The sequence below is a fragment of the Bacillus sp. FJAT-29790 genome, from assembly GCF_019039215.1.
Lineage (GTDB): Bacteria > Bacillota > Bacilli > Bacillales > Cytobacillaceae > Cytobacillus.
This window is the reverse complement of sequence record NZ_JAHNZZ010000001.1, coordinates 1,811,884-1,838,269: the sequence shown is the minus strand read 5'-3', so window position 1 is coordinate 1,838,269 and position 26,386 is coordinate 1,811,884. Positions and strand designations below refer to the sequence as shown.

The window sequence follows — 26,386 nt, the reverse complement described above, 5'->3', positions numbered from 1 at the left end:
ATTTCAAGGCTAAAAACAATAATATATGCGAAAAAAGTCTAAGTCTAAAACATAGTAAGTGGTGAGAAGATTGTTGAATAAAAGTCAGATTAGGTTTTGTCTTGATAAAATGGGAGAAATGTTTCCAGATGCCCATTGTGAATTAAATCATTCGAATCCGTTTGAGCTCGTTATTGCTGTTGCTCTTTCCGCGCAATGTACAGATGTACTTGTCAATAAAGTAACAGCGAAATTATTCCAAAAATACAAAACCCCACAGGACTATCTAAATGTTTCTTTAGAGGAATTACAAGAGGATATCCGCTCCATTGGATTATTCAGAAATAAAGCAAAGAATATTCAAAAGCTATCGCAATTATTATTGAGTGAATACGAGGGAGTTGTTCCCCAAGATAGAGACGAATTAACGAAACTGCCCGGAGTCGGCAGGAAAACGGCGAATGTCGTTGTTTCTGTAGCATATGGCGTTCCTGCGATCGCTGTGGACACCCATGTCGAGCGCGTTAGTAAAAGATTAGCCCTTTGCCGTTGGAAGGATTCTGTATTAGAAGTCGAAAAGACATTAATGAGAAAGGTTCCAATGGATGAATGGTCTGTAACCCATCATCGAATGATCTTTTTTGGAAGGTATCATTGCAAAGCCCAAAACCCCCAATGTGAAGTTTGCCCGCTGTTAGATGTTTGCCGGGAAGGTAAAAAACGAATGAAGGGGAAGGAGCAACAATGAACGAAAAAATGATCCTTGTGATTCCAGACGAGCTATCTAGTCCATTCTTCTTTTCTGCAGGTGAGCCATTAATCGTGGAAAAGGATTCGTTGAAAAATCTCAATTTAAGCATTCCCTTTTTATATGAAGCTGCTTTTTTTTCAGGAATGGATGCGATTAAACCATGGCTTATGCAAGAAGAATGCATCCCTCTTTTATTAAAGGAATGGCAAGCTGAGAAATTAATTCTTGAGGAATTATTTGCAAAAAGAGATCGGAAACAAGCGGCTGCCCCGATGAAAAAGGGGATAAGTTTGTTTTTAGAACTTGTTTATTGGACAAATGGGGAGCCTGCAAAACTTTCTTCCACATTAGAATTTGATAAATTAAAAAATAAACCGGTAAACCTGAAGGAAAGACTGAATTTCATCCTCGATCGACCTGCATTATACCATGCCTTTATGCAATTGACAGAACTCATGACGGAGATGGAAAAGCAATATATGAAGCAATTAGCATTAAAAAAAGCGTCTAAGCTGCAAGCTTAAGACGCTTTTTTTCGTTAACGGAATATCTCTCGTAACGTGTACCGTCAGGAAATCACAACAACCGTTCGGCTTCATTATTGTTATGTTAAATTACGTTTTTTGAGGGAAAGGAGAATTCCCTTTTCCAAATTAGGTACCCTCGCTAGCGCCTTCAGGTTGACCATCTTGACCAGAGATCCCTTCACTACCGCCACCTGGATTAATTCCGTTTCCACCGCTAGAGCCATTGCCTTCACCAGGTACCGTTCCATTTCCCGGGTTTGTTTCATTATTATTACCAGGTATACCGTTTTCGCTCCATGGTGGATTGTCACCAGGATTTTGGTTCCAATCTTCTTGATTATTTTCATGAGCTGGATTAGGAATATCCACCCTTGCGGATACTGGATCGCTCTGTTGGTCACCCCTGATCGCAATCACCTTAAATTGGTACATACTACCCGGAGAAGGATTTGCAATTCTGAGGCCTTTTTCCGAAGTCACCTTTAATGTTTGCTCAGCCCCATCATTAAGTGACACAGAAACTTCGAACTGGGTTCCTTCTGCTTCGCTTGGATAATCCCACGTCAATATAATTTCATTTGCTGCTTCGTCAAAATTAGCCCCAAGGCTTAAAGGAGCAGCAAGTTTATTAAATTTCTCGGAAACTTCTTTAGGTGCATTGCCTTTGATGGCATATTCATAAATGATTTGATCCCGAGGAGTAAATTCACTTGCTAGTTTAGCAGGGATCGATCCTCTTTCAATTGCTACCTTCTCAACCGTTTTTGGAACAGAGAAGTCAGGTGTATTCATTCCCTGTGAAACATGCTCCATTAGGTTTTTAAAAAGCAATTGTGCAAGTCGTTGATCCTTTCCTGCAGCAATATAGTTTTTCTTCTCTTTATAGCCGGTCCAAACGGATGCAGTATAGTTCGTTGTGTAGCCGGTAAACCATGCGTCAGGTAAACCGCCATTAGGGATACCCCATTCTTGGATTTCCTTCGCAGAATAGTTGGTCGTCCCCGTTTTCCCAGCAACAGGCAGGCCTGGGACATTAGCTAGTTTACCAGTACCGTAAGAATCTTTGACAACACTTTTAAGCATATCCGAAATCATGAAAGCCGTATAATCCTTCATTACAGGCTTTGATTCCGGTGTTACATTAATCTTTGTGCCGTCTCGCATTTCAATTTCTGTTATTGAATGTGGCTCTGTATAAAACCCGTTATTCCCAAAAGCGCTATAGGCACCGGCCATTTGCATCGGTGATACTTCATTGGCGCCAATTGAATAAGCCTCAACCGCATTCTCCATGTTGAATCCAAGATTATTAGCAAATTCCATTGCATGATCGAGTCCAACCTGTTGCAAGGCTTGCAGAGCAGGAATATTACGAGAGCGTGCTAAAGCTTCCCGCATCGACATCGGTCCCATATGTTTCCGGTCCCAGTTATTTATTTTTGTCCCATTTGAATAAGTGTATGGTTTATCGTCAAGAGTATAGTATGTTCCCCATTTTAAATACTCAATAGCTGGGCCGTAATCAAATATCGGCTTAAATGTGGATCCAGCTTGTCGTCTCGTATCAGTGGCATAATTAAATCCTCTTTTGACCTTTAGATTTCTGCCGCCGCCGATCGCCCTAATTTCCCCTGTTTTTGTATCTAAAAGGGTAATGCCAGCTTGAAATTCATCATCCGGAAATTGAACGATATCATTAGAGTTTAGCATATGTTCAACATAGTCTTGTGCCTTCGAATCCAAAGTAGTATAAATTGTTAAGCCATCTGAAGAAATGTTCAAATCTGGATACTTTTTTTCCACTTCATTAATAACAACATCTACAAATGAATCGTATGGAGAATCATTTCGCTTCCGATCTTCCTCTTTTACTAAACTGGATTCAACCGGAATTGCTTTTGCTGCTTCCATTTCTTCTTTTGAAATGAATCCGTGCTGATTCATTAAAGAAAGAACAATATTACGTCTTTTTTCTGCTCTGTCCGGATGTTTGAATGGGTTATAATTTTCAGGACTTTGCGGCATTCCTGCAAGCAAAGCTGCTTCAGAAAGAGTTAATTGATCCAAGTCTTTGCCAAAATAAATATGGGATGCTGTTAACACTCCATGGCTGCGTTCAGACATCCAAATTTTATTTACGTACATTTCAAAAATTTCTTGCTTTGTATATTTACGCTCTAACTGGAAGGAAAGCCATGCTTCTTGCGCTTTCCGGCTTATTGTTTTTTCATTGTTAAGAAATGAGTTCTTAACAACTTGCTGCGTAATCGTACTAGCTCCTTCTGAACCGTACCCACGAGTCACGTTGGCAATCACTGCGCCGCCTAAACGAATCAGGTCCATCCCGTTATGTTTATAGAAACGAACATCCTCCGTGGCTAGAAAGGCGTTTTCAACCAATTTGGGAATATGCTCATAATCGACGTATTCTCGGTGCTCTGATCCTACTTCTGTAATCAAATTCTTATCTTTATCTACTATTTTTGAAGGGATAGGGTCCTTTAATAATTTTTCGTCGAGGACAGGTGCATCTTTTACCATAAACGCAAAAGTGCCGGCTCCGATCAGCATCCCTGCAATGCCAAGGGCGATGAGCAGCAAAAAGATTCGTTTGAAGATCCCTTTTGATTGCTTCTTCGCTTTATTGTTTGGCTTTGAAGCACGCTGTTTTCGGCGCTCCTCTCTTGATTGGTATTTATCTGTCATACATATTCATCCTTTCTAATCATCAGCGCAAAAAAATAATTCATTCAAGGTTATAAAGATAATCGATTTTTTTAATATAGTCAATTCTAGGCTGGTAACCAAGTGAAATGGGATGGCCGTTTTTTTCAATTTCTTCCTTTGTCATTGATTTTCTTCCCCCGTCCATCATTCTTTTCCAAAAGAAGAGCAGGTGATGGGCTTCTAGCAGAAATATTTCCTCGGTACTTGAAAACCGCAGAAGGACAAAACAGATCCCATTTTGCTCGAGAATGGTTTCCATATGCTTCACTTGATGATCATGGAAGTTTTTCAAAGGGAATGATGTTAAATTTTGTGTTTCTTTTGCTTCAAAATCAATGTATTTTCCCTTGTATACGCCGTTATAATCGGTCGTTGATGCCTGTTTAAAATAGGCTTCTTTTATGACAGCAGCACTTCTTTTCGGGTAATCGACCTGCACGATCTGAACAGGTGTCGGTTTCTTATGGATAGAGGCGATCCCGTGCGCTAAGTAATACTCATTTGTTTCATTAATGTCTTCTTCCAAAGTCATTCCACGATTACTGTATGACCATTTTTTTTCTTGCCTTCTTTCAATTGTTTTTGCTGGGACATATTTCTTTCCGTTAGGATAATGGAATTTCATTGTAATCACCTCACAAGCTACTCCTTATCATAACAAAACTCGATTATCTTTAGTTGAATAAATTATGCTGATTAGCAAATGTTAAGCCGTATTGCTTTAAATAAAGACAAAGCACTATTAATATTAGACGAATTTTTGCCAACAAATGTTTCATTTTTAGCCCGTTTTTCTCATAAGGCTTAATTAGGAGTAAAAACGATTATAGACTTAACAAAAAGAATTTGGAAGGTTATTAATGAAGTTGATTAGAGCGGAAGGTGCGAGACTCCTCGAAAATGCTATCGCATTTCCTTCGTGCGTGGGTAGATTCGAAGATGTACAATCAGTGTCCTGCGGGAGAAGCGGGACAGGTGAGACCCCACAGGAGCAGAGCGACGATGAGGCTCACCGCCCGCCTCGCGGAAAGCGAGCAACCTGGAGCGGAAATCAACTAGACCACATTTTGATTAAATAGCAATAAAGTTTATGAAAACAGCCATCTGGAAATAAAAAAAGCAAGGACATTGTCCTTGCTCACTTATGTAGAAGGCCGATCTGGACCCTCCAGCTTTTTATTGCCATAGCCGGTTTTTGTTTCTTCTAGTTTTTTTGGTTGTTCCTTATTTTGTTTTTCTTGTTTTGTCATCGTTTGACACCTCCATTCAATAGTGTGTTCAATGGCATTATTTTAAATCCATTGGAAGTTGTCGAAATGAAAGATTATCACTTGAAAAAAACTTCTATCTTTGGCGAATCGCTTCTAGTTTTGTCAACGGTAAAGGAATGAATTCAAGGACAGCGAATAGAGTATTAACAAAATAATGATCAATTATTTCAGGGAGGGCGAAACGATGAGCGAGAAAATGATTGCAAAAGAAGAATTGATTGGTATTCTATCCGAAATTCATGATCAACTTGAAAAATTGGACAATGTACTTGAATCGAATATTTCTTCTACCCGGCAAAATTGTCAAAATGAATATGCAGTGAAAATCGCAAATTGCGGGGAGAGAATCGCTACATTAGAGACAAGAGTAGCCTATTTTCCCGAAATAAGCAGTGCAGACGATGCAAAAAGAAATCGCCCAACGAGCTTGAAGCTTGAACTTGGATATTAAGTCCATTAAGATAGTATCATCATTTAGTAGCTTGAGTTATCAAAGCTACTATTATTTTGTCTTGCAGTGCTTGTACTGTCTTATTTGGAGCTGATACGATGAACGGAGATAAGGAATTATTACAATTAACAAAACAATTACTTGCCTATAATGCTGCTTTATCAGAGAGATTTGAAAAAGTGAAAGAATCGGGAACGAGCGGAGACTTTTATCGTGAGGTGAAACCGTTTGCCGATGAAGTCAAAGAAATTAATGATAAATGGAAGACAAAAGCAGTGAAATGGGTTCATGCAAATACACCTAGAAATTTATATGCTGGGCAAATTGAATCTGCACACGAACATATGGAATCAATTTCTGTACAAGCTTTTTTTCCGCAAACTGGCCGAACGGGTTTTATTAACTTAGCTGCCTCTTCAAAATACGTATTAAATCACGTCATTATGTTATTAACAAAAGAAGAAAGGGAGTCCTAAAAGGACTCCTTTCATTTTATTTATACACTTGATCGGGGTTTAACAAAAATCAAAACTGCCTCAAAGGGTTTCAGGAATTTCTGCTCCTTGGGCTTCTAGTTCACGAACGAGGTTTCGATAGACCGAAATACAAATATCATTGTAAATATACGCCTTTTTCGTAAAATCCAGTAATTCATTTACATTTTCAGGACTGTAATTCCGCATTTGCAAAAATTTCGTTGTTAGTTCGTGAACATTCATGTTAATTCCCTCCTCATATTTTTTACCTCGCCATCCTTGCCGTAACTTAATATACAGAAGAAAAGCGTACAACTTGTTACTAAGTGCTAATTTCTTTTTTTTATCCTATCATAAAAAAAGGAACGATCTTCGTTTTTAAAATATTTAGACTTCCGACAGGTTTCAGCACTGTTAGACAAAAATGGAAATCCATTTCACTTATTTATTTCATAAACATGTTGTTTTGTATCGAAAAGTCATTTAAATTGCTGATTTTTATGAAAGGCTGATTTCGTAAACTTTGTTGCTATTTAACCAAAAAGAGGTGAAGTTAATTTCTGCTCCAGTTGCTCGCTTTCCGAGGGTCTCACCTGTCCCGCTGCTCCTGCAGGATATTGAATAAGCTTCCTTGAATTATCATCGCACGAAGGAAATGCGATGACATTTTCGAGGATCTCGCATCTTCCACTCCAATCAACTTCATACAAAGCCTATTTAAATACAACAATCATTTAGAAAACAGACTTCATTCCATTCACAGGCTGGGCACTATCATCATAAATTATAGGAATGAGATTAAAAATTAAGGAGGATGTCTGCCTATGTTTGGCCGAAAAAGGCACAGACCTGACTTTAACTTTCAACAAGTTAATCAAAACCATTTTGCGATGGGAAGTCCCTATATGAGAGGGGGTTATTTTAACCAGCCTATTCGACAGCAGGCAATGCCGTATTACCCTCAACCTATAGGAAATTGGAATCCATACTTACAATCTTATCCAGGTAATAACCACCAACCGATTCACCCAGGGAATTTTCCATTTCAGGGACCGCAAAATCAAGTCCCAAATCCTTACCCTGCACAGCAATTTCCTGGATATAATCAATATTCGCAATATGGGCAGCAAATTGCACAAAATAATTATCCCCAAAACATTTTTCAGAATCCATTAGTGCCAGAAGAAGCCCCATATAGTCCTAATTCTCAATCGCAACCATATGCTACCAATCCATATATGAATCCGTATCCAAAACAATCATTTATTCCGAAACAGCCATCAGGTGTTCAATCGATCATGAACTCGTTTAAATCACAGGATGGTTCATTTGATATGAATAAAATGATGAATACAGCAGGGTCTATGATGAACGCAGTCACTCAGGTTTCATCGATGGTAAAAGGACTGGGCGGAATGTTTAAGGTATAGAAATGCGAAATGTGACCATGGCCGAAAAGGCCTTTTTTTATTTATGTGGATTATTTGGATGATCTGATAATTAATTGACAATTAATTAAGAGAAATGAAACAATATAGATTGCTAACTGTGTATCTAAAAAGGGGGATGCCGTTTGTTACGGACCTTACAGCAAATCGTTATTATATTCCTCTTAATTCTTTTCCTTTCAGCGTTACCTATGATGATCGAAATCAATCCGGGGGAAAATAAGCTAGAATGGAATTTTCAGCAATTACCAAAGTTATGTTCCATTGTTTTTAATCCTTTATTTTTTCTTACGGCCGATTAGTTTTAATAGCCATTTGGAACCGAGTACACTCGTAACTTATATTATTGTCATCAGTATCCCAAGTATCGTCTCATCTGTAAGACTGAAAACAGTTGAGTTATATAAATCCGTTTATATTGAGTCTGCGAGGGGTGTTAGGCGCTAGAAAAAACCGCCTAATCTGGAAGCATATCTTTCCACAACTGAATTGTGATGTTTATATTAGAAATTGTGTATGTGATTACTTTAATGGGACAGCTTGCACTCATGAATATATTTATTGGCGGTACAATGAAGAGATTTGATCCGCTCATTTACCTATCAGTTACAAAGGAACTAGCTGGGCTTGTCGGACAGGCTAGGGGGAATATTTATGGCAACACACATATTCTGTTCGTTCCACTAATCGTCCTCTTATTTACAACTATTTCATTTAGCTTGCTAGCGAATGGCTTAAAAAACCGATTTCAATCGAACTACGCAAGGACGCCATGGATTAAGACGGGATGGGAACCTCGCTTTAAACCTATCAGAAAACAATTCGGCCAAAAAGGGAGAATTTGGACAGAAAGGGGAGGAAAGCTTGCTTCTTTCGTATTGAAAGGGAAGCAATAGAAAAGCTAAGCAAAAAAACAAGCAGTTAAATCGCTGCTTGTTTGTTCATTTTATCTCGTCTATTAATATTGGTTTTCCCTTTTGTTTTGGCACCCTAATTTGTAATAGACCGTTTTGGTAGGAGGCTTTTACTTTTTTTTCATTGATTGGGTGTGGAAGGGGGATCGTTCTGCTTGCTTTCTTCATTGTTTGTTGTTTTCTCACGATGTTCTGGTGTGAATCTTCCTCGGTGAAAATATCTGCTGCTAGGACTGTTATAGTTATATAATGATCAAACACATTGAGTTGTATTTGTTCTCGATTTACGCCTGGGAGCTCCGCAGTAATGATGTGCTCGTGTGCGTTTTCTTTTAAATCGACGTGAAACGATGATGCAAAAGGGAATGGGTTTTTGAAAAAATCATCCATTGTTTGTAATAACCCTCTTACCGGTTTTTCCTGAAAAAATTGATTCATCGATTTTACTATTTCACCAAAGGGTTCGTTTTTCTCTTTTCGGTTGCGGTCGCTCATGTTTTCAGCCCCTCTTATAAAATGGAAATTGCGTATTCGCGCCACGATATCATATGCAAAAAGCTAGGCGATTGTTACTGATTTTCGAGTAACTGATTTTTGAACGATTAATGACAAATTTGAAAAAATGTGATGTATGTCACATCTTTTGCGCCTTTTTGGAAGGTATGCTGAAACAGTCAAATGAATGGAAAGAGGGGATTACATAATGTTGTCCTACCAGTGTGAACAAACACCAACCGGGGGATGTAAGGTAATCGGTGTTTGTGGAAAAGATGAAACAATCGCAAGCTTATAGGATACAATTATTTTTGCCTTAAAAGGGATTGCAGCATATCGTACACATGCGAATCAATTAGGGTATACAGATCCATTTGTTAATGCAACAACTCATGAAGCTTTATATATGACATTAACAAACTCAAACTTTAATGTTCAGGAACATATCGAAATGGCGCTGAAAGTAGGCCCATCAGCTGTTAGAGCAATGGAAATACTTGACGCGGCGCATACGAATAAATTAGGAATTCCACAGCCAATTCGTGTTTCCCAAAACAAGATCGAAGGCAAATGCATTATTGTTACAGGGCATAACTTATTTGCGTTAGAGGAGCTTTTGAAACAAACTGAAGGAAAAGGGATTAACGTATACACGCATTCTGAAATGCTTCCGGCACATGGCTATCCGGAATTGAGAAAGTATGCACATTTAAAAGGAAACATCGGAAAGGCATGGTATGACCAGCGCCGTCTGTTTGAAAAATTCCCTGGCGCCATTTTGGCTACAACGAACTGTGTGATGCCAATTAAAGGTTCATATGCGGACCGGATGTTCACGTATGAAGTAGTTGGCCTTGAAAACGTGCTGAAAATTGAAAACAACGATTTCAGCCCATTAATTAATCGGGCATTGGAATTGCCTGAAGCAAATATCGAGTCAGATGAAACATTATTGACAGGATTCCACCATGAAACCGTATTAGGTTTAGCGCCAGAGGTGATTGCAGCAGTTAAAGAAGGGAAAATTAAACGCTTCTTTGTGATCGCAGGCTGTGATGCTCCAGGTAAAGGCGGAGAATACTATCGTGAACTTGCAACATCCTTGCCTCCGGAAACAGTTATCTTGACAACTTCCTGCGGGAAATTTCGTTTTAATGATGTTGATTATGGATTAGTTCCAGGTACTGAAATACCGAGATATATTGATTTAGGTCAATGCAATAACTCTGGTTCTACGGTGAAAATTGCAAAAGCATTAGCCGATGCATTTGAATGTGAAATCAATGAGCTACCGGTGAGTATTGTCCTTTCTTGGTTCGAGCAAAAGGCAGTCGCGATCCTCCTTGGTCTCTTTAGCCTTGGCATACAAGACATCCGGATCGGACCAAAACCACCTGAATTTATTTCAGATGGGGTTATGACAGTCCTTCAAGAAACATTCAATTTAAAACTAATTGGTTCTGCACAAGAAGACATGGAAGAAATGCTTCAATTATCGTAAAATTAACAACAAGAAAAGAACCGCAACATTTTCGCGGTTCTTTACTGTTTAAAAAATTTCTTCTAAAAGACTTTCCGGATCAATGATGATATTCCCTGCTTTGTCTGTCTCAATTAGTTTTTCCTTTTTTAGCTTTGTTAATGTTCTGCTGACGGTTTCTCTTGTCGTGCCAATCATATTGGCAAGATCTTTATTTGTGAATTCAGCTTTTAGTAGAAACGATCCGTCTTCGAGTTTTTCTCCGTGAAATTTCGCCAAGCGAACGAGCAGTTTAATAATTTGCTCGTATGTATTATTCAGAATCTGGGATTCTAAGCGTTCCTGCAAGTCGACAATTTTTTCGCCAAGCACTTTAAACACTTTAATACATAACTCGGGGTTTTCGATAAGCACCTTTTCGAATTGGTCAATTGGGACAACTACTAATTCAGCATTTTCGAGAACCTCGGAAAAAGCAGGGTAGCCGCCCTTACGGAAGAAACCGACATGTGGAAACATCTCGCCTTTTTTAACGATCGCCACAATTTGCTCTCTTCCGTTTACGTCACTTTTATAAATTTTGATCCGGCCATTATGAATGAAATACACATTTTCCAGCGGATCATCTTGCATAAAGACATGGCTGCCTCTCTTCCATTCCCGTGAAATCGCAATCTCGACAATTTTCTCCATTTCTTCACCGTTCAATTCTTTAAAAAGAGAAAACTGTGAAAGTACCCTCTTTATTTCTGCAATATCCATTTTTTCACCTCAGCTGGTAATTCCATTGTTACCAACATTGTAACAAAAAAACCTTTGGGAAATGCCTCTTTGTGAGAAAGATTTTGAACGTTCTATGAAAGAAATGGGATGCAGATCTTCCCGTGATCCTTGCGATTTTATTGGGGAATATTTCCTAAGGCTCTTTTCGCATATATTGTTGTTTTTAGCCTTCAAAGTTTGCCTGTTGATTTCCGCTGCGGGCACTTGCTTTCCGCGGGGAGGGACGGGGGCCTCCTCGGCGTTACCGCCTGTGGGGTCTCCCGGTTTCCTTCTATTTCCCGCAGGACATTGAATTTACATCCTTGAATTTGCCCACGCACGAAGAAAATGCGATAGCATTTTCGAGGAGTCAAGTGCCCTCCGCTCCAATCAACTCAGATTGTTATATAAAATCATACTAAAAAAGCAACAAAGTTTACGAAAACAGCCATTCCTAACTATAAAATGAAGAAATTATCTGTTGTAAACGAACGCTTATTCGCTAGAATAGTATTATGGGGTGAATAAGATGAAAGTACGTAAAAGCTTGCACGAATTAATGAAAGAATTAAAAATGACAGATCAATTTAAAGAGAATGTAGTTCATTGGCATACAATCGAGGAAAAGGAAGCTAAAACAGCTGATCTCCCTTCAAACATACACCAGGCCCTTAAAGAAGCCTTACAAAAGCGGGGGATTACAAGATTATTTACCCATCAAAAAACGGCATTTAAGACAGCTATGAGCGGGAAAAGCCTTGTTGCTGTCACACCAACAGCTTCGGGGAAGACGTTATGTTATAATCTCCCTGTTTTGCAGACAATCATTAATGATCCGAAGGCCCGTGCTCTATATATGTTCCCGACAAAAGCGTTGGCACAAGACCAGAAAAGTGAAATCAATGAGATTATCGAGGAATCGGGGTTAAATATAAATAGCTATACTTATGATGGGGACACGCCCTCTAACATTCGCCAGAAAGTCCGGAGAGCGGGCCATGTTGTAATAACGAATCCAGATATGCTGCACTCGGCCATTTTGCCACATCATACAAAATGGGTTTCCTTATTCGAAAACCTGAAGTATGTAGTAATTGACGAACTTCATATTTATAGAGGGGTTTTCGGAAGTCATGTGGCAAATGTGATTCGACGCTTACGGCGAATTTGCCGTTTTTATGGCAGCGATCCGATTTTTATCTGTACTTCTGCAACGATCGCTAATCCGTTAGAACTTGCAGAAAAACTAACCGAAAAAACCGTCGCGCTCATCGATAATAATGGCGCACCTAGCGGCAGAAAGCATTTTGTATTCTATAATCCACCAATTGTGAATAAGCCGCTAAATATTAGGAGAAGTGCGACCTTAGAAGTAAGAAGGCTTGCTGGGGAACTTTTGAAAAATAAAATTCAGACTATTGTGTTTGCAAGAAGCAGGGTTAGAGTGGAAATCTTGCTGACGTATTTACAAGAATTAATCAAGCATAAATTAGGGCCGAAAGCGATACGTGGCTATCGAGGAGGTTATTTGCCTACAGAAAGGCGGGAGATTGAGAAAGGTCTCCGCTCAGGGGATATTTATGGTGTAGTCAGTACAAATGCGCTGGAATTAGGGGTCGATATCGGGCAGCTGCAAGTGTGCATCATGACAGGTTATCCGGGGACGATTGCAAGTTCCTGGCAGCAGGCGGGACGTGCCGGCCGCCGGCATAGTGAGTCCCTCGTTATTATGGTCGCAAGCTCCAGTCCCCTTGATCAATTTGTGATCCAAAATCCGGACTATTTCTTTAACAAAAGTCCAGAAACAGCAAGGATTAATCCTGATAACCTGATCATATTAATTGATCATATTAAATGTGCCGCATACGAGCTTCCATTCAATGCCGGGGAAAACTTTGGCCAGTTTGAAACGGAAGAAGTGCTAGAATATTTAGCAGAAGAAAGAGTGCTCCATCAAAATGGTGAAAAGTTCTATTGGATGAACGACTCTTTTCCAGCCCATAATATCAGTCTCCGCTCGGCATCACAAGAAAATGTCGTCATTATCGACCAATCTGATGTCGCGAATGTAAGAGTAATCGGAGAAATGGACCGATTTTCGGCAATGACTCTTTTACATGAAGAAGCGATCTATCTTCATCAAGGGACTCAATATCAAGTGGAATTGCTTGACTGGGAAGAGAAAAAGGCGTTTGTCAGGGAAGTGGATGTTGACTATTTCACAGACGCGAATCTTGCCGTCCAGCTGAAAGTGCTTGAACAGGATAAGCATCGGGTTACAGCTTTAGGTGAAATTGGCTATGGAGACGTAAGTGTGAGGGCGATGGCAACTATTTTTAAGAAAATAAAATTTGAGACGCACGAAAATATTGGATCAGGTCCGATATCACTGCCAGAAGCTGAACTTCATACGAGTTCAACTTGGATTTCAGTCAAAGAGGAGCTTTTACAAAATAATCAAGACCGCCTTGAACAAGCGCTTATTGGGACGGCGCATGCATTAAGACATATTGCCCCGCTATTTGTCATGTGTGATCCTCAGGATATCCATGTCGTTCCCCAAGTGAAAGCTGCTCATAATGAAAAACCAACGATTTTCTTTTATGACCGTTATCCAGGCGGGATCGGATTAAGTGAAAAAATTTATGGTGGCATCGAGCATGTTCTGAAAGAGGCAAGGGAGATGGTGTATCGGTGTCAATGTGAGGGCGGATGTCCATCATGCATTGGTACGGATACTTCTTCTGGAACAGCAAAAAAGGATGTATTGACCATATTTGCAAATTTCACTTCGGTGAAAGTCAACGAAGGTGATTTCTATGTCCATTAAAAACAAGCTGAACCGGTTAAAATCACATCTTTCACATGAAAGCAGTAATAAGACTGAACTCATCAGTATTCCTTCCGTAGAAATCGAGGAAATCCCCTTCAGAGAAACATGGGAGAGTGAGGGGGTTCATCCCTTTTTCTTTGATGGAAGCTACTGCCTTGTAAGGGAGAGGGAATTTTCGCTTCAGCAAAAACATGGAATTTACTCCTTTGCCGAGTTTTCCGCTGCTGTGGACGCTTGGCATTCTTCAGAGGTCAATCATCCTCTTTCTGCCGCGGGGCATCAACCGGAAAATCTCTTTTTCTTTGACACAGAAACAACCGGGTTAGGTGGTGGGGTTGGCAACTCGATTTTCATCCTTGGACATGCTAGCCTGACAGAAAATAAGATAAAGTTAAAACAGCATATTCTTCCAAATCCCGGGGCAGAAGTACCTTTATACAAAAGTTTTTTAGAAAGTGTCAACTATACAACAATGGTTACATATAATGGGAAATCATTCGATTGGCCACAAGTAAAAACGCGGCACACGCTGATTCGAGAGCATTTGCCGAAGCTTCCCTCTTTTGGCCATTTTGATTTGTATCATGCTGCGAGAAGAATGTGGAAGCATAAATTAGAACGGACGAAGCTATCAGTCGTGGAGAAAGAAGTATTAGGAATCGAACGGAAAGATGATATCCCAGGTTACTTAGCCCCGATGATCTATTTTGACTTTGTTGAAAGAAAAGATCCGCACGGGATGCTTGGCATTCTAGAACATAATGAAAATGATATTTTATCGCTTATCAGTTTGTATACGCATCTTTCTTTTCAACTACTTGGACTCGATCGCAAGCAAACAGGACGGGAAGTTTATGAAGTAGGCAGATGGTTTTCTCAATTGGGGGAAACATCGGCAGCTCAATCAGCATTTGCGCACATATCAAATGGAAACGAACGGGAAGCAATTGATGCAAAGCATGCACTTGCATTCGAATACAAAAAGCAAAAAAACTGGATGGAGGCGGCTCGATTATGGGAGGCTGTAACCGAAAAGGGACATCATGAATTAAAGCTAGCCGCCTGCATTGAACTGGCCAAAATCTATGAACATAGAGAAAAGGACTTAAAGAAAGCGATTCTTTATAGTGAAAAGGCAAAGGTATTTTATAAAGAAGCATTGACGAAGAAATGTGAAAAAATAAAAGTGAGCCAAGAAGAAATTGAAAAAAGAATTCAAAGGCTTTTGAAAAAAATCGATTAATTTGCATCAAATTAATCAAAAAAAGTGAAATGTAACAAAAGTTTACGATTTTAAGTTGAAAATCCACTATTTTCTAGTTGTCTGTACATTTAGAAAGTTGTAAAATAAATACTTGTGTGGTGTTTAATTTACAATAATATAGTGAGGCTAACGACATGTACAAAGCAATTTTATTTCTGTTTTTTTTCGTTGTTTTATTTACAGCTGTTATTTTTTCAAACTTAAGAGACAGTTTTTATAATATGTTTTAAAAAATAGGTTTAAATTAGGTATTTGCATTAGTACAAGATTATCCCCTTCAACATAGGTTGTTAGTGTAAATAAAACTTTGTAGAAAGGGGATCTTCAAATGTATTGCGGACCAAGACCATCATGTATTTTACCACCAATTGTTCATCCGACGCAATGTTGTGTAAACAACACTTTCCAAAATAATGTGGTTCCACATATTCATCCGACTCACACAACAAATGTAAACCACATTAATTTTCAACACGAGCATTTCTTCCCGCACACTGAATCTTTTGTTAATGAGGTGACAAACCAACAGTTTGTTGCTGCACCAACACATGCAGGGTTTGGTGTACCTGGACCAGGAGGATTTGGCGGGCCTGTGGGACCATACGGCGTTCCAAGACCGGGCTTTTACTAAGAAGTGCTATTTTTCGGTGAATAAAGAAGCTGACAAGGGCATGATTGCCCTTGTCTTATTATGTTCAAGATTGTTAAGCAGGAAATAAAGTTTGACTCTTCCGTCTGCTTAAGAGAAAATTTCTTTTGAGGACATAAACGATAAGGGGTTTAAGGATTGGCTAGAATAGCGATTATTTCCGGATATAAACCATTTGAGGTTGGCATCTTTAAGAATGACGATCCGGCAGTACATTATATTAAAGCAGCTTTAAGAAATAATCTTGTTTCCTTATTAGAAGAGGGCCTTGAATGGGTCATCATCAGCGGACAGCTTGGAACAGAGTTATGGGCAGCAGAAGTGGTCTTTGAATTGCAGCTGGAAGGTTATCATGAGCTACAGCTTGGGGTGATTACCCCCTTCTTGAATCAAGAAGAATCTTGGAAAGAAGCAAATAAGGAATGGTATGACTCCATTCTTGCCCAGGCAGATTTTATCGACTCCGTCTCCCGCAAGCCATACGAAAATCCGTGGCAGTTTCGTTTAAAGAATCAGTTTTTTGTCGAAAAAAGTGATGTTCTTCTTTTATTTTATGATTCTGAAAAAGAGGGAAGTCCGAAATACCTTTATGAGACGGCGAAAAGACATCAGGAAAAGCACGATTATAAAATTTACACTATCGATTTTTATGATTTGCAAGTCTTAGTTGAAGAAGAGCATATGAAAGACCAAGATATGTGAAAAAAATAGTATGAAAGAAAAATTGACAAACATGACTATCTTTGAAAAAATAGAAGTGATGATTGGTGATATACTGAGGTGAGTGTAATGCTATCCGATAAAGTGAAATTAACGGCAAAAGATATTTTGGAAAAAGAATTTAAAACAGCTATGCGTGGGTACAAACCGGAAGAAGTGGACAAATTTTTAGATTGGATTATTAAAGATTATGAGACGTTCCATCAAGAAATTGAAGAACTGCAGCTGGAAAATATGAAATTAAAGAAACAGCTTGAAGATGCTTCAAAACGTCCAGCAACAACACAGACAGCCGGGACAACGAATTTCGATATATTAAAACGGCTTTCTAATTTAGAAAAGCATGTTTTTGGCAGTAAATTGTACGATTAACAGATTATCTCTCAATTTCTTGTCGAAAACAATTGATATTCGTTTCAAAGTTACATATAATAATCTTTGTAATCATTAATAGCGTTCGGGTAATCGCTGCGATGATTCTTAATCATTGTAGAGGAAAGTCCATGCTCGCACGGGCTGAGATGCCTGTAGTGTTCGTGCCTAGCCAATTCATAAGCTAGGGCAGTTAGGCGTTTGCTTGGCTGACGGCAGGGAAAATGCCTAAGTCCTTTTGGATATGGCATGAATACCTTGAAAGTGCCACAGTGACGGAGCCTTTTCAGAAATGAAAAGGGTGGAACGAGGTAAACCCCACGAGCGAGAAACCCAAATAATGGTAGGGGCACTTTCTCTTAGGAACTCAACAACGAGAAGGACAGGTTATATAACCTGTAGATAGATGATTACCACCTAAGTACGAGACTTTGGTCGCTTGCAGTACGAAGGCACAAAACATGGCTTACAGAACGTTATTAGTGAGATTTATTAAAGACTAGTGTAGCTCTCCTTTGTAGGAGAGCTTTTCTTGTACTATTGATAAAATACATTTATTATAAAGTAAGAATTACTACATAGCTTTAGGCATCAATGGAGGTTGTTTAGTGGCTTACGTTAGTCTGGAACCTAATATCGATGAAAAAAATATGTCATTATCTGAAATAGTTTTCAATCATATGCAAGAGGGTATCATTGTTTTAAACAAGGATTTTTCCATTCTATCTATAAATCCATGGGCGAAAAAGGTCATCCTCTATGAAGATGAAGAGGCCCGAGGATTAAATTTTGCCTCTTTGTTTAAAGAGATGAAGGATTTCCAAACGATTCGCTCCTCCTTAGATCAAGATAACAAGTGGGAAGGCGAGGTCTGGAAGAAAAGAAAGAACGGTGAACTCTATCCAGAATGGATGAATATTCGCACCGTATTGAATACGAGTGGATCTTTGACAAATTATGTCGTTGTTTTCCGCGATATGACTAAACAAAAAAAGTCCATTAATGAGATTAAGCTGGCAGGGAAAGTCCTCGAGAATACAAGTGAAGGGGTTATGGTGACCGATAGTAATGGCAGGATTTTATCGGTTAATCCTTCATTTGAAATTGTAACTGGCTACAGTGCGGAGGAAGTGATTGGAAAAAATCCAAACATACTTCAATCTGGTGTTCATGATGAATTATTTTACAGAAATTTATGGAAACAAATATTTACACAAGGTTATTGGAAAGGCGAAATTTGGAATAAACGCAAAAACGAGGAGGTCTTTCCCGAGTGGATCACGATTAGTTCCATAAAGGATGATCTCGGCAATATTACTAACTTTGTCGCCGTATTTTCTGATATTACTGACCGCAAACATACGGAAGAACAGCTCAGGATTCTCGCGCATTATGATTCTCTAACTGGTGTCGCAAACAGGTATACCTTAAATATGCGGCTTGAAGGGTTAATCACTACGGCCGAAAAATATAATCAGCAGCTAGCAGTTCTATTTCTCGACTTAGATCGGTTTAAGCACATTAATGATACACTAGGGCATAATCATGGTGATCTATTATTAAAAAACGTTTCTACAAGGCTGAAGGGGTTAATCAAGAATAAAGATATGATTGCCAGGCTTGGCGGGGATGAGTTTGTCATCGTCTTGCCAAATCTTAAACATCCGAAGGAAGCCATTCATATGGCCGAGAAGATTATTGAAGCATTGTCTAAATCCTTTCTATTAAACAAGCATGAAGTATACATCTCGACAAGCATTGGCATCAGTTTATTCCCGTTGGATGGGACGGATATGGAGACATTGTTGCGAAATGCGGATAAAGCGATGTATCAAGCGAAAGCTAGCGGCAGAAATCAATATGAGGTTTATCATACGGAGATGCATCAAGATGAATCGATCCAAATGGTGAAGGAAACTTATTTACGCAAAGCATTGGAGCGAAATGAATTTTTTCTTGAGTATCATCCAATAGTGGAAACACAAACAAATGAAATAACCAGTGTAGAAGCATTAGTAAGATGGAAGCAGGAACATTTAGGTGTGATTCCGCCTTCAGATTTTATTCCGCTTGCAGAAGAAACTGGTTTAATCATTCCGATAAGTGAATGGATTATTGAAAAGGCATGTGAAGATTTAAAAACATTACACTTAAATGGTTATCCTAAATTAAGAATGAATATAAATATTTCAGCCTTTCATTTCAATCAAGAAGGATTTGTTAAATCAATTGATGAGATCATTCAAAGAACAAATGTGAACCCGCACAATATTGAATTAGAGTTAACGGAAAGCATGATTATGCCAAAAGCTGTTGAAACGGTTGATAAGCTCGTTAAGCTTAAAAAACTGGGCATTAAGCTATCTATAGATGATTTTGGCACAGGATATTCATCATTAAGTTATTTAAATCGATTTCCCTTGGATACATTAAAAATTGATCAAAGCTTTATTAGCGGCTTAATGGTTTATCAGGATGATAGTTCGATTGTGGAAGCTATTATCACGATGGCTCATCGATTGCATTTGAAGGTAGTAGCAGAAGGGGTAGAAAACAAAAAGCAATATGATTTTCTGAAAAGGGAAAATTGCGATTTTGTTCAAGGCTTTTTTATCGCAAAACCGATCCCATTACCCGAAGTTTTGTCATTAATGGAAATTTGGGATCGGCAATTATTACAGTAAGGGTGAAACTATGACGAAGTTTGATTTAATTGCTACCTCTGCAATGGGGCTTGAAGCGCTCGTTGCCAAAGAGGTACGTGATCTTGGGTATGAATGTGAAGTTGAAAATGGCAGAATCTCTTTTAAAGGAGATGAGGCAGCCATCGCACGTGCCAATATGTGGCTGCGTACGGCGGATAGAATCAGAATAAAGGTCGGCGAGTTTAAAGCAAGAACCTTTGATGAACTCTTTGAAAAAACGAAATCACTCCCATGGGAGCAATATTTGCCTGAAGACGCGGAGTTTCCAGTGACCGGGAAATCAGTGAAGTCACAGCTTTTCAGTGTATCTGATTGTCAGGCAATCGTAAAAAAGGCGATTGTTGAAAGAATGAGAACACATTATAAAAAAACAGGCTGGCTAGAAGAAAGCGGCCCCTTTTTTAAAATTGAAGTGGCGCTCCTTAAGGATGTAGCTATACTGACAATTGATGCGAGCGGAAGCGGTTTACATAAACGGGGTTATAGAACCGGGCAAGGTGAAGCGCCAATAAAAGAAACGCTTGCAGCAGCGCTTGTGACGCTGACAAATTGGACACCGAACAAACCGTTCGTCGACCCCTTTTGCGGTTCGGGTACAATTCCGATTGAAGCAGCCTTGATCGGGCAAAATATTGCCCCGGGATTTAATCGTGAATTTGTTTCAGAAGCATGGAATTGGATTCCCGAAAAAGTGTGGGAAGACGCAAGAATGGAGGCAGAGGATCTGGCCAAATATGATCAGCCTCTTGAAATTACTGGCTCTGATATTGATCATTGCATGATTAAAATCGCAGAAGAAAACGCATTTGAAGCCGGACTCGGAGATTTAATCCAATTTAAACAAATGCAGGTGAAGGATTTTACAACGACGAAGGAATATGGCGTCATCGTTGGCAATCCCCCTTATGGTGAGAGGCTCGGTGACAAAGAAGCCGTTCAGAAAATGTATGAGGCAATGGGCAAGGTTTTAGCGCCTCTTGATACATGGTCGATCTATATTCTTACTTCAGATGAGGAATTTGAAAAAGTTTTCGGCAAACCAGCCACGAAAAAGCGTAAGTTGTTTAACGGATTTATCCGTACAGACTATTACCAATACTGGGGGAAACGGCCTCCGAAAATAAGATAAAGCGAAAAGTCCTGGATACAGGGCTTTTTTTGCAGTTTAAGAATGTGATGGCATTCGAAAATGTATAATTGAGCACATTTTTAAATTAATTGTTCCAAATTAAAAAATCATCAAACTCACACCTCAAACAATATTCCGCATATTATCTGCTGTTCCTGAATATTATATATTTATCTTCAAAAAGATCAGGAGGGCTTTATATGAATCATTCCATTATTGACTTTAATAAAATATCCCGTGCTTTAACGGATACGATCGAGGCAGTAAAGGACGATAATAATTTTTCTAACACAGCTCTCGAGCAGCTGGAAAATGCACAGAATGAACTTCAGCAGGCATTATCATTTTCGTTATCATCGAAACATAAATAGAGCGGAAATAAAATGAGTGGGATCTGGCTTATTGAATGAGCCGGATCTTTTTTTTTTGCGGGGATGGAACACAGAAACGAATTTCTTAGTTTATCATTCGAAAAATACCTTCTTACTTGAACACGATCAGATTATACGATAAAATGATTGGTGGTCTTTTGTTTATTAATGAAGAAATAATGAGATAATGATACAAATATAAAATAAGCGTCTATTAATAAGGCTGTTTTCGCAAACTTTGTAGGCTAAAACAACTATATATGCGAAAACAGTATTTAATAAAGACGCTTAATTCTTTGGACGGAGGGATAATATGCAAAGCAGGATGCCATTTGCATTATCCAAAAGTGAATCTTTTTTTGAAAAATTGGGTGAGTGGATAGGGGATGTATTTTACGATATATTGCCTGAATCAGGTTTTGAAATAAGGGATGAACAAATTTTTATGGCCTTTCAGGTAGAAAATGCTTTTAAAGACAAGAAGGTTATTTTCGCGGAAGCGGGTGTTGGGACAGGGAAGACGATCGTCTATTTACTCTATTGTCTAGCTTATGCTCGTTACGTAAATAAGCCAGCGATTATTGCGTGTGCAGACGAGACGCTCATTGAGCAGCTAGTAAAAAAAGAGGGAGACATTGCCAAACTTGAAAATGCTTTAGGACTGAATATTGATGTAAGGCTTGCGAAGTCAAGGGATCAATATTTGTGTTTGAATAAGCTTGACAAGCTCGTTGCAAGTGACGACATGGATACATATAACTCGATTTATGACCAGCTCCCTGAATTTGTTCATGTCGGATCTTCAATGCAAATGTTTGAACGATATGGTGATCGGAAGGATTACCCGGAATTAACCGATGAAAACTGGGACAATGTTGCTTGGGATGCTTTTCAAGACTGTTTTACATGTGAAAAGCGACACAGATGCGGTCAAACACTTAACAGGGATTACTACCGTAATGCAAAGGATATCATCATCTGTTCCCATGATTTCTACATGGAGCATATTTGGACGAAGGAATCAAGAAAGCGTGAAGGACAGCTGCCATTACTGCCTGAAAGCTCATGTGTCGTGTTTGATGAAGGGCATTTATTGGAATATGCTTCTCAAAAAGCTTTGACATACAGATTTACTGAGCAAATCCTGGAATCTCTATTGACAAGGCTGATGGCCAATGACGTCAGAGAAAAAACCTTAAATATCATTGATGATGCGATTGTTCAAAACGAGCGATTTTTTCACACATTAACGGACGCTTCCTCAGCAACCGAAGGATCAGAGAAAAGAACGATCAATAAAACAGCGGCTGTTATCAAAGAGGGGAAATTCCTTCTAGAGTTAATCAGTACTCTCGAGGAAGAGCTCGTCTTTGAAAGTGAAATGTATGTTATCAATGACTATGATTTAAAAATCGTAGAGGAATATTTAGAACAAATTTCCTATTCTTTGTCACTATTCCTAAAAGAATTAAAAGGAATAACCTGGTTTGAAGAAAACTACGAGGAAAGAACACTCGTCATTATGCCGCGGATGGTTGAAGATATTATGAGAGAAGAGGTCTTTTCGCAAAGGAAACCGTTCATATTCTCATCTGCAACCTTATCAGAGAATAAATCATTTGATTATATGGCAAAAAGCCTTGGAATCGACAACTATCTTTCCTTTTCTGTTTCCTCTCCGTTTGATTATGAGGAAAATATGGCTATTACAATGCCAAAGTTCCAAGAAAAAGACATGGCTGCCAAAATGAGGTATGTCCATGAACAGATTGAAAAATCAGAGGGAAAAGCGTTAGTATTATTTACAAATAAAGATGAACTTGCCAATTTCAAACAGTATATTAATGGGAAGACGAATCTCCCGGTCTATTTTGAAGGTGATGCGGAAATTAGTACGTTAGTATCCAGCTTTCAAAATGAGGAGCATTCAGTTCTCTGTGCTGTTCATTTATGGGAGGGGCTAGACATTCCAGGTAGTGCGCTTGAAAATGTGCTGATCTTTTCACTGCCGTTTCCTCCTCGGGATCCTGTCTTTACTGCTAAGCGCGAAAGTGTAGAAGATCCATTCAGAGAAGTTGATTTGCCATATATGATTTTGCGCTTACGGCAAGGTATAGGCAGGTTAATTCGAACGCATGAAGATAAAGGGATTGTTCACATATTAATGAACGATAATGAAAATCCGGAAGTAATTGAATTGGTGAAAAGTGTGCTGCCAGTGAATGTCGCAGTCGGTTAATTTTAAAAACCCCCTCTTTGCTTCAAAGAGGGGGTTTTTGCTAACTTAGCTTTGTAATTTCTTCAAACCTTCGGCTGTCATTTTTTCCGGTGTCCAAGCAGGTTCCCAGACGAGATTGACTTCAACTGTTGTGATTTCGTCCATTTCGAGGATACAATATTTTACCCCGCTTGTAATACTGTCATGAAGAGGACAGCCAGGTGTTGTTAATGTCATTGTAATATAGACTGTTCCTTCTGATGGAATTTCAACATCATAGATTAGGCCTAAATCGACCACATTAATATTAAGTTCTGGATCCATTACTCTCTTCAAATTTTCAATTACCTTATCTTTTAACAACATAAATAACCCTCCTATTTAGTAATTACTTTCGCAATCGAATAGCAAAAGATCAAGCAAGCGGCGGTAAACAAAATTTGGCTAGTCAGGAATAATATTTTGCTGCCAATACATATCGAAGCAGCAACACCTAGAATGCCAAGCATCAATCCGAAGAAAACAGGGGTAGCCGCTTTATCATTCATCATATCTTTTAATGCAGGGACATCTTTTTTTCCGATTTCTTTACTATATTTAGCTGTCCACCATAAGAAGGGAACAATTTTGTACAAATAGCCAATAATACTGAAGGCAATCCATAGGAACAAGTACAAAAATAATAATAGACCGACCGCTTTAGAGAAAATTCCAAATAAGGCCGTGATAAATGCCGCCAAATGGATAACCCCGCCGCTAACGATTGCTAATAAAGCAAACATGAACGACCGATCAAGCTTCTTTTTCACTCTATTCTTTAAGATTAATGAAATGTGATAAATAAACACGGCAAATCCAATGAATTGCAGTAAAAGTCCAAGTGTTAACAGGCCTGGCAATTCAACAAAGAATGATACGATCGTAGCGGCTAATCCGCCTGTGTAAAACGGATAAACAATATTTGCCGGCTTCATACTGTAGCCATGGGAAAGGGAAAACATTGGCGCCATTTTGTATGAAAATCCAAAAATCAGCATTGTAAACCAACCAGACGTTCCAAGTAATAAATGGCTTTTAAAAATGGGTTGATAGTAACTGCTGGCAATCCCTGTCTTCATGCTATAAAGCAGCGTAATCCCGAGAATGATCGTTAAAAGCAAGCATAGCAAAGCGAAACCAACATAAAGTGTTAAAATATTTGGCTTCGTTTGCTGTCGTAAAGTCATAAACATTTGAAAAAGAAACATGAGAATCCCGGCTAACGTTATGAGGCCAGGTATTAAAGCTTTCTGCGGATCATAAAAGAGAAAATGAGCAAACGAGAATATCCCGATGGCGGTGATTCCAAACTGGATAAATCCGAATTTCTCACTCCAAATGGGTGTCAGAAAAGCAACAGGTACAAGCTGGTACATCGATCCCATTGCAATCATTAAAGCCCAACCTAAAACGAATAAATGGGCTGCAGACCAGATACCAGGGATTCGAAACTGACCATTGATGATGAAATCACCATGTACTAAGAGTAAAATTTGCGAGCCCATTAATGCTACCATGCTCATAAAAATAAAGGAAAACGGCAGCTTTATATTCGTTTCATTACTTGAATGTGAAGAAAACATCTTCATCACCTGCTTTATTTCGTTATTTCAATTAAGTAACTTCCATCTTCTTGTTGACGGGTGACATGCTCTAAACCCTTTTCCTCGAGCTGCTCATATAAAAACATCGGCCTGCGGTCATTGATGATCGATAGAGTTTCGCCAGCACTTAAAGTTTCAAGTGCTTCAAGTGTCCTCATCATCGGCTGCGGCGGTTCAAGTCCGCGATTATCCAAAATCATTGCTGTACACCTCTTTTGGTAAATGTGATTTTCCAATGTTTACTCTCAATTTCCTCGGCTTCATATTCAAACCCTTTTCCCTTCATTATCGGATAGAGCGGGACGGGTTTAAATGGAGCATTGAGGATAAACACGTCATCCTTTTTCAAACCAGCAACAGCTGTCATGATTTTATGGAAAGGCTCAAGCTTGTTTTTTATATCTTCCCTAACATCTAGTTCAACGATATTTTTTTCCATTTTTAATCTCTCCCTATTTATGTTTTTATGGATTTCTTTAAAGAACTTCCTGTTTTAGCACGTCTCGGTTGATTAAGAAAAAGCCTTCTTCATCCGTTTCCAAGTAGCCTTTTTTCTTCAGATGATTGACCGTTCTGCTGACCGTTTCCCTTGAGGTGCCAATCATATTAGCAAGCTCCCGGTTTGTAAAATGGGTCGTAATTTTATATAAATCATCCGATTTCACACCATTTGTTTTACAAAGCCTTAATAGTAGTAAAATTATTTGCTCATACGTATTATGGAGGATTTGCGCTTCCAATCGGTTTTGTAAATCTACGATTCTTTCGCCTAGCACTTTAAATAACTTAATGCATAATTCAGGGTAAGAAAGAAGTAATTTCTCGAATTGATCAATAGGAATAACGATTAATTGAGCCTCTTCCATCACTTCCGCATGTGCAGGGTATATTCCTTGTCTGAAGAAACCGGCATGGGGAAACATTTCTCCGGCTTCTAGAACAGAAACAATTTGCTCTCTGCCTGAGGAATCGGTTTTATAAATCTTAATTTTGCCGGAATGAATGAAAAAAACGCGATCAAGCGGATCATCCTGCATAAAGACATATAATTTTTGCTTGTAAGCCCGTGTTTGAGCGATTTTGACGATATGAGATATTTCCTCCGCTTCCAACTCTTTAAAAAGCGGGACTGCTGACAGCCTTTTTTCAATATCCTTTATTCTCAATTAGCACACCTACCAATTCGTAATAAGCCTATTTG

General features: G+C 38.9%; 26 protein-coding genes, 1 other RNA gene and 1 pseudogene. 18 read left to right on the top strand and 10 right to left on the bottom strand.

Annotation, left to right across the window (positions count from 1 at the left end; translation table 11 throughout):
* Window positions 1-70 precede the first annotated feature (70 nt).
* Together nth and BGM26_RS08705 are read left to right on the top strand one after the other, a co-directional pair.
* Window positions 71-727, top strand: a complete 657-nt coding sequence (gene nth, locus BGM26_RS08710) for an endonuclease III (protein WP_217039428.1) — start codon at window positions 71-73, stop codon at window positions 725-727.
* Window positions 724-1,254, top strand: a complete 531-nt coding sequence (locus BGM26_RS08705; RefSeq protein WP_217039427.1) for a YpoC family protein — start codon at window positions 724-726, stop codon at window positions 1,252-1,254. Before nth ends, BGM26_RS08705 begins: the two co-directional genes overlap by 4 nt.
* 129 nt (window positions 1,255-1,383) lie before the next feature.
* Here BGM26_RS08705 and BGM26_RS08700 read toward each other — a convergent pair whose 3' ends face one another.
* Complete coding sequence (locus BGM26_RS08700) at window positions 1,384-3,963, bottom strand: PBP1A family penicillin-binding protein (protein WP_217039426.1); 2,580 nt, start codon at window positions 3,961-3,963, stop codon at window positions 1,384-1,386.
* A 40-nt stretch (window positions 3,964-4,003) separates the two neighbouring features.
* Window positions 4,004-4,609, bottom strand: a complete 606-nt coding sequence (recU, locus tag BGM26_RS08695; RefSeq protein WP_217040715.1) for a Holliday junction resolvase RecU — start codon at window positions 4,607-4,609, stop codon at window positions 4,004-4,006.
* Window positions 4,610-5,439: 830 nt separating this feature from the next.
* Here recU and BGM26_RS08690 point away from each other — a divergent pair.
* Together BGM26_RS08690 and BGM26_RS08685 are read left to right on the top strand one after the other, a co-directional pair.
* Window positions 5,440-5,706 (top strand): hypothetical protein, encoded by a 267-nt coding sequence (locus BGM26_RS08690; protein ID WP_217039425.1) that lies wholly within the window; start codon window positions 5,440-5,442, stop codon window positions 5,704-5,706.
* 98 nt (window positions 5,707-5,804) lie between these two features.
* Window positions 5,805-6,182 carry a YppE family protein gene (locus BGM26_RS08685; RefSeq protein ID WP_217039424.1) on the top strand — a complete coding sequence of 126 codons (378 nt, stop codon included), beginning with the start codon at window positions 5,805-5,807 and terminating at the stop codon, window positions 6,180-6,182.
* A 60-nt stretch (window positions 6,183-6,242) separates the two neighbouring features.
* Here the strand turns inward: BGM26_RS08685 and BGM26_RS08680 are convergent, their stop codons facing one another.
* Window positions 6,243-6,425, bottom strand: a complete 183-nt coding sequence (locus BGM26_RS08680) for a YppF family protein (RefSeq protein ID WP_217039423.1) — start codon at window positions 6,423-6,425, stop codon at window positions 6,243-6,245.
* Between the two features lie 581 nt (window positions 6,426-7,006).
* Between BGM26_RS08680 and BGM26_RS08675 the strand changes: the two genes are divergently transcribed.
* The 3 genes from BGM26_RS08675 to BGM26_RS21505 all read left to right on the top strand — a co-directional run bounded on the left by BGM26_RS08675 (window position 7,007) and on the right by BGM26_RS21505 (window position 8,526).
* On the top strand, window positions 7,007-7,612 hold the full coding sequence (locus BGM26_RS08675) for a YppG family protein (RefSeq protein WP_217039422.1): 606 nt from the start codon (window positions 7,007-7,009) through the stop codon (window positions 7,610-7,612).
* A gap of 143 nt (window positions 7,613-7,755) precedes the next feature.
* On the top strand, window positions 7,756-7,932 hold the full coding sequence (locus tag BGM26_RS08670; protein ID WP_217039421.1) for a hypothetical protein: 177 nt from the start codon (window positions 7,756-7,758) through the stop codon (window positions 7,930-7,932).
* A gap of 192 nt (window positions 7,933-8,124) precedes the next feature.
* Window positions 8,125-8,526, top strand: coding sequence for a hypothetical protein (locus BGM26_RS21505; RefSeq protein ID WP_254119158.1), 402 nt, complete (start codon window positions 8,125-8,127; stop codon window positions 8,524-8,526).
* Between the two features lie 45 nt (window positions 8,527-8,571).
* Here BGM26_RS21505 and BGM26_RS08660 read toward each other — a convergent pair whose 3' ends face one another.
* Entirely contained in the window at window positions 8,572-9,039 is a 468-nt protein-coding gene (locus BGM26_RS08660; protein WP_217039420.1) for an Hsp20/alpha crystallin family protein, read from the bottom strand.
* Between the two features lie 208 nt (window positions 9,040-9,247).
* Here BGM26_RS08660 and hcp point away from each other — a divergent pair.
* Window positions 9,248-10,540 (top strand): annotated as a pseudogene (hcp, locus tag BGM26_RS08655) (hydroxylamine reductase).
* Between the two features lie 48 nt (window positions 10,541-10,588).
* On the opposite strand, the gene BGM26_RS08650 reads toward hcp, so the two are convergent.
* Window positions 10,589-11,281: a Crp/Fnr family transcriptional regulator gene (locus BGM26_RS08650; RefSeq protein ID WP_217039419.1), complete on the bottom strand. Its 693-nt coding sequence runs from the start codon at window positions 11,279-11,281 to the stop codon at window positions 10,589-10,591.
* 529 nt (window positions 11,282-11,810) lie between these two features.
* Here BGM26_RS08650 and BGM26_RS08645 point away from each other — a divergent pair.
* From BGM26_RS08645 to BGM26_RS08600, 10 genes are all read left to right on the top strand, one after another.
* Complete coding sequence (locus tag BGM26_RS08645; protein WP_217039418.1) at window positions 11,811-14,111, top strand: DEAD/DEAH box helicase; 2,301 nt, start codon at window positions 11,811-11,813, stop codon at window positions 14,109-14,111.
* Complete coding sequence (locus BGM26_RS08640; protein ID WP_217039417.1) at window positions 14,101-15,357, top strand: ribonuclease H-like domain-containing protein; 1,257 nt, start codon at window positions 14,101-14,103, stop codon at window positions 15,355-15,357. Before BGM26_RS08645 ends, BGM26_RS08640 begins: the two co-directional genes overlap by 11 nt.
* A gap of 349 nt (window positions 15,358-15,706) precedes the next feature.
* Window positions 15,707-16,009, top strand: coding sequence for a CotD family spore coat protein (locus BGM26_RS08635; RefSeq protein WP_217039416.1), 303 nt, complete (start codon window positions 15,707-15,709; stop codon window positions 16,007-16,009).
* 156 nt (window positions 16,010-16,165) lie between these two features.
* Window positions 16,166-16,729 carry an SLOG family protein gene (locus BGM26_RS08630; protein ID WP_217039415.1) on the top strand — a complete coding sequence of 188 codons (564 nt, stop codon included), beginning with the start codon at window positions 16,166-16,168 and terminating at the stop codon, window positions 16,727-16,729.
* Window positions 16,730-16,816: 87 nt separating this feature from the next.
* Complete coding sequence (gpsB, locus tag BGM26_RS08625; protein WP_217040714.1) at window positions 16,817-17,119, top strand: cell division regulator GpsB; 303 nt, start codon at window positions 16,817-16,819, stop codon at window positions 17,117-17,119.
* An 81-nt stretch (window positions 17,120-17,200) separates the two neighbouring features.
* Window positions 17,201-17,593: RNase P RNA component class B (rnpB, locus tag BGM26_RS08620), an RNA gene on the top strand.
* 134 nt (window positions 17,594-17,727) lie between these two features.
* The gene (locus BGM26_RS08615; RefSeq protein WP_367949288.1) at window positions 17,728-19,803 is read left to right on the top strand and encodes a sensor domain-containing protein; all 2,076 of its coding nucleotides are present in this window, start codon (window positions 17,728-17,730) and stop codon (window positions 19,801-19,803) included.
* A gap of 10 nt (window positions 19,804-19,813) precedes the next feature.
* Complete coding sequence (locus BGM26_RS08610) at window positions 19,814-20,953, top strand: THUMP domain-containing class I SAM-dependent RNA methyltransferase (RefSeq protein ID WP_217039414.1); 1,140 nt, start codon at window positions 19,814-19,816, stop codon at window positions 20,951-20,953.
* A gap of 200 nt (window positions 20,954-21,153) precedes the next feature.
* Entirely contained in the window at window positions 21,154-21,324 is a 171-nt protein-coding gene (locus BGM26_RS08605) for a hypothetical protein (RefSeq protein WP_217039412.1), read from the top strand.
* Between the two features lie 313 nt (window positions 21,325-21,637).
* A complete protein-coding gene (locus BGM26_RS08600; RefSeq protein ID WP_217039410.1) occupies window positions 21,638-23,563 on the top strand; it encodes an ATP-dependent DNA helicase in 1,926 nt (641 codons plus the stop codon).
* 45 nt (window positions 23,564-23,608) lie between these two features.
* Here BGM26_RS08600 and BGM26_RS08595 read toward each other — a convergent pair whose 3' ends face one another.
* From BGM26_RS08595 to BGM26_RS08575, 5 genes are read right to left on the bottom strand one after another with little or no spacing between them, the layout of a single operon-like run.
* Window positions 23,609-23,908 (bottom strand): metal-sulfur cluster assembly factor, encoded by a 300-nt coding sequence (locus tag BGM26_RS08595; protein ID WP_217039409.1) that lies wholly within the window; start codon window positions 23,906-23,908, stop codon window positions 23,609-23,611.
* A gap of 11 nt (window positions 23,909-23,919) precedes the next feature.
* Window positions 23,920-25,164 (bottom strand): hypothetical protein, encoded by a 1,245-nt coding sequence (locus tag BGM26_RS08590; RefSeq protein ID WP_217039408.1) that lies wholly within the window; start codon window positions 25,162-25,164, stop codon window positions 23,920-23,922.
* A gap of 14 nt (window positions 25,165-25,178) precedes the next feature.
* The gene (locus tag BGM26_RS08585) at window positions 25,179-25,385 is read right to left on the bottom strand and encodes a DUF2249 domain-containing protein (RefSeq protein WP_217039407.1); all 207 of its coding nucleotides are present in this window, start codon (window positions 25,383-25,385) and stop codon (window positions 25,179-25,181) included.
* Entirely contained in the window at window positions 25,382-25,624 is a 243-nt protein-coding gene (locus BGM26_RS08580) for a DUF2249 domain-containing protein (RefSeq protein WP_217039405.1), read from the bottom strand. Before BGM26_RS08580 ends, BGM26_RS08585 begins: the two co-directional genes overlap by 4 nt.
* Before the next feature lie 37 nt (window positions 25,625-25,661).
* Window positions 25,662-26,351: a Crp/Fnr family transcriptional regulator gene (locus BGM26_RS08575; RefSeq protein WP_217039403.1), complete on the bottom strand. Its 690-nt coding sequence runs from the start codon at window positions 26,349-26,351 to the stop codon at window positions 25,662-25,664.
* Window positions 26,352-26,386: the final 35 nt, after the last annotated feature.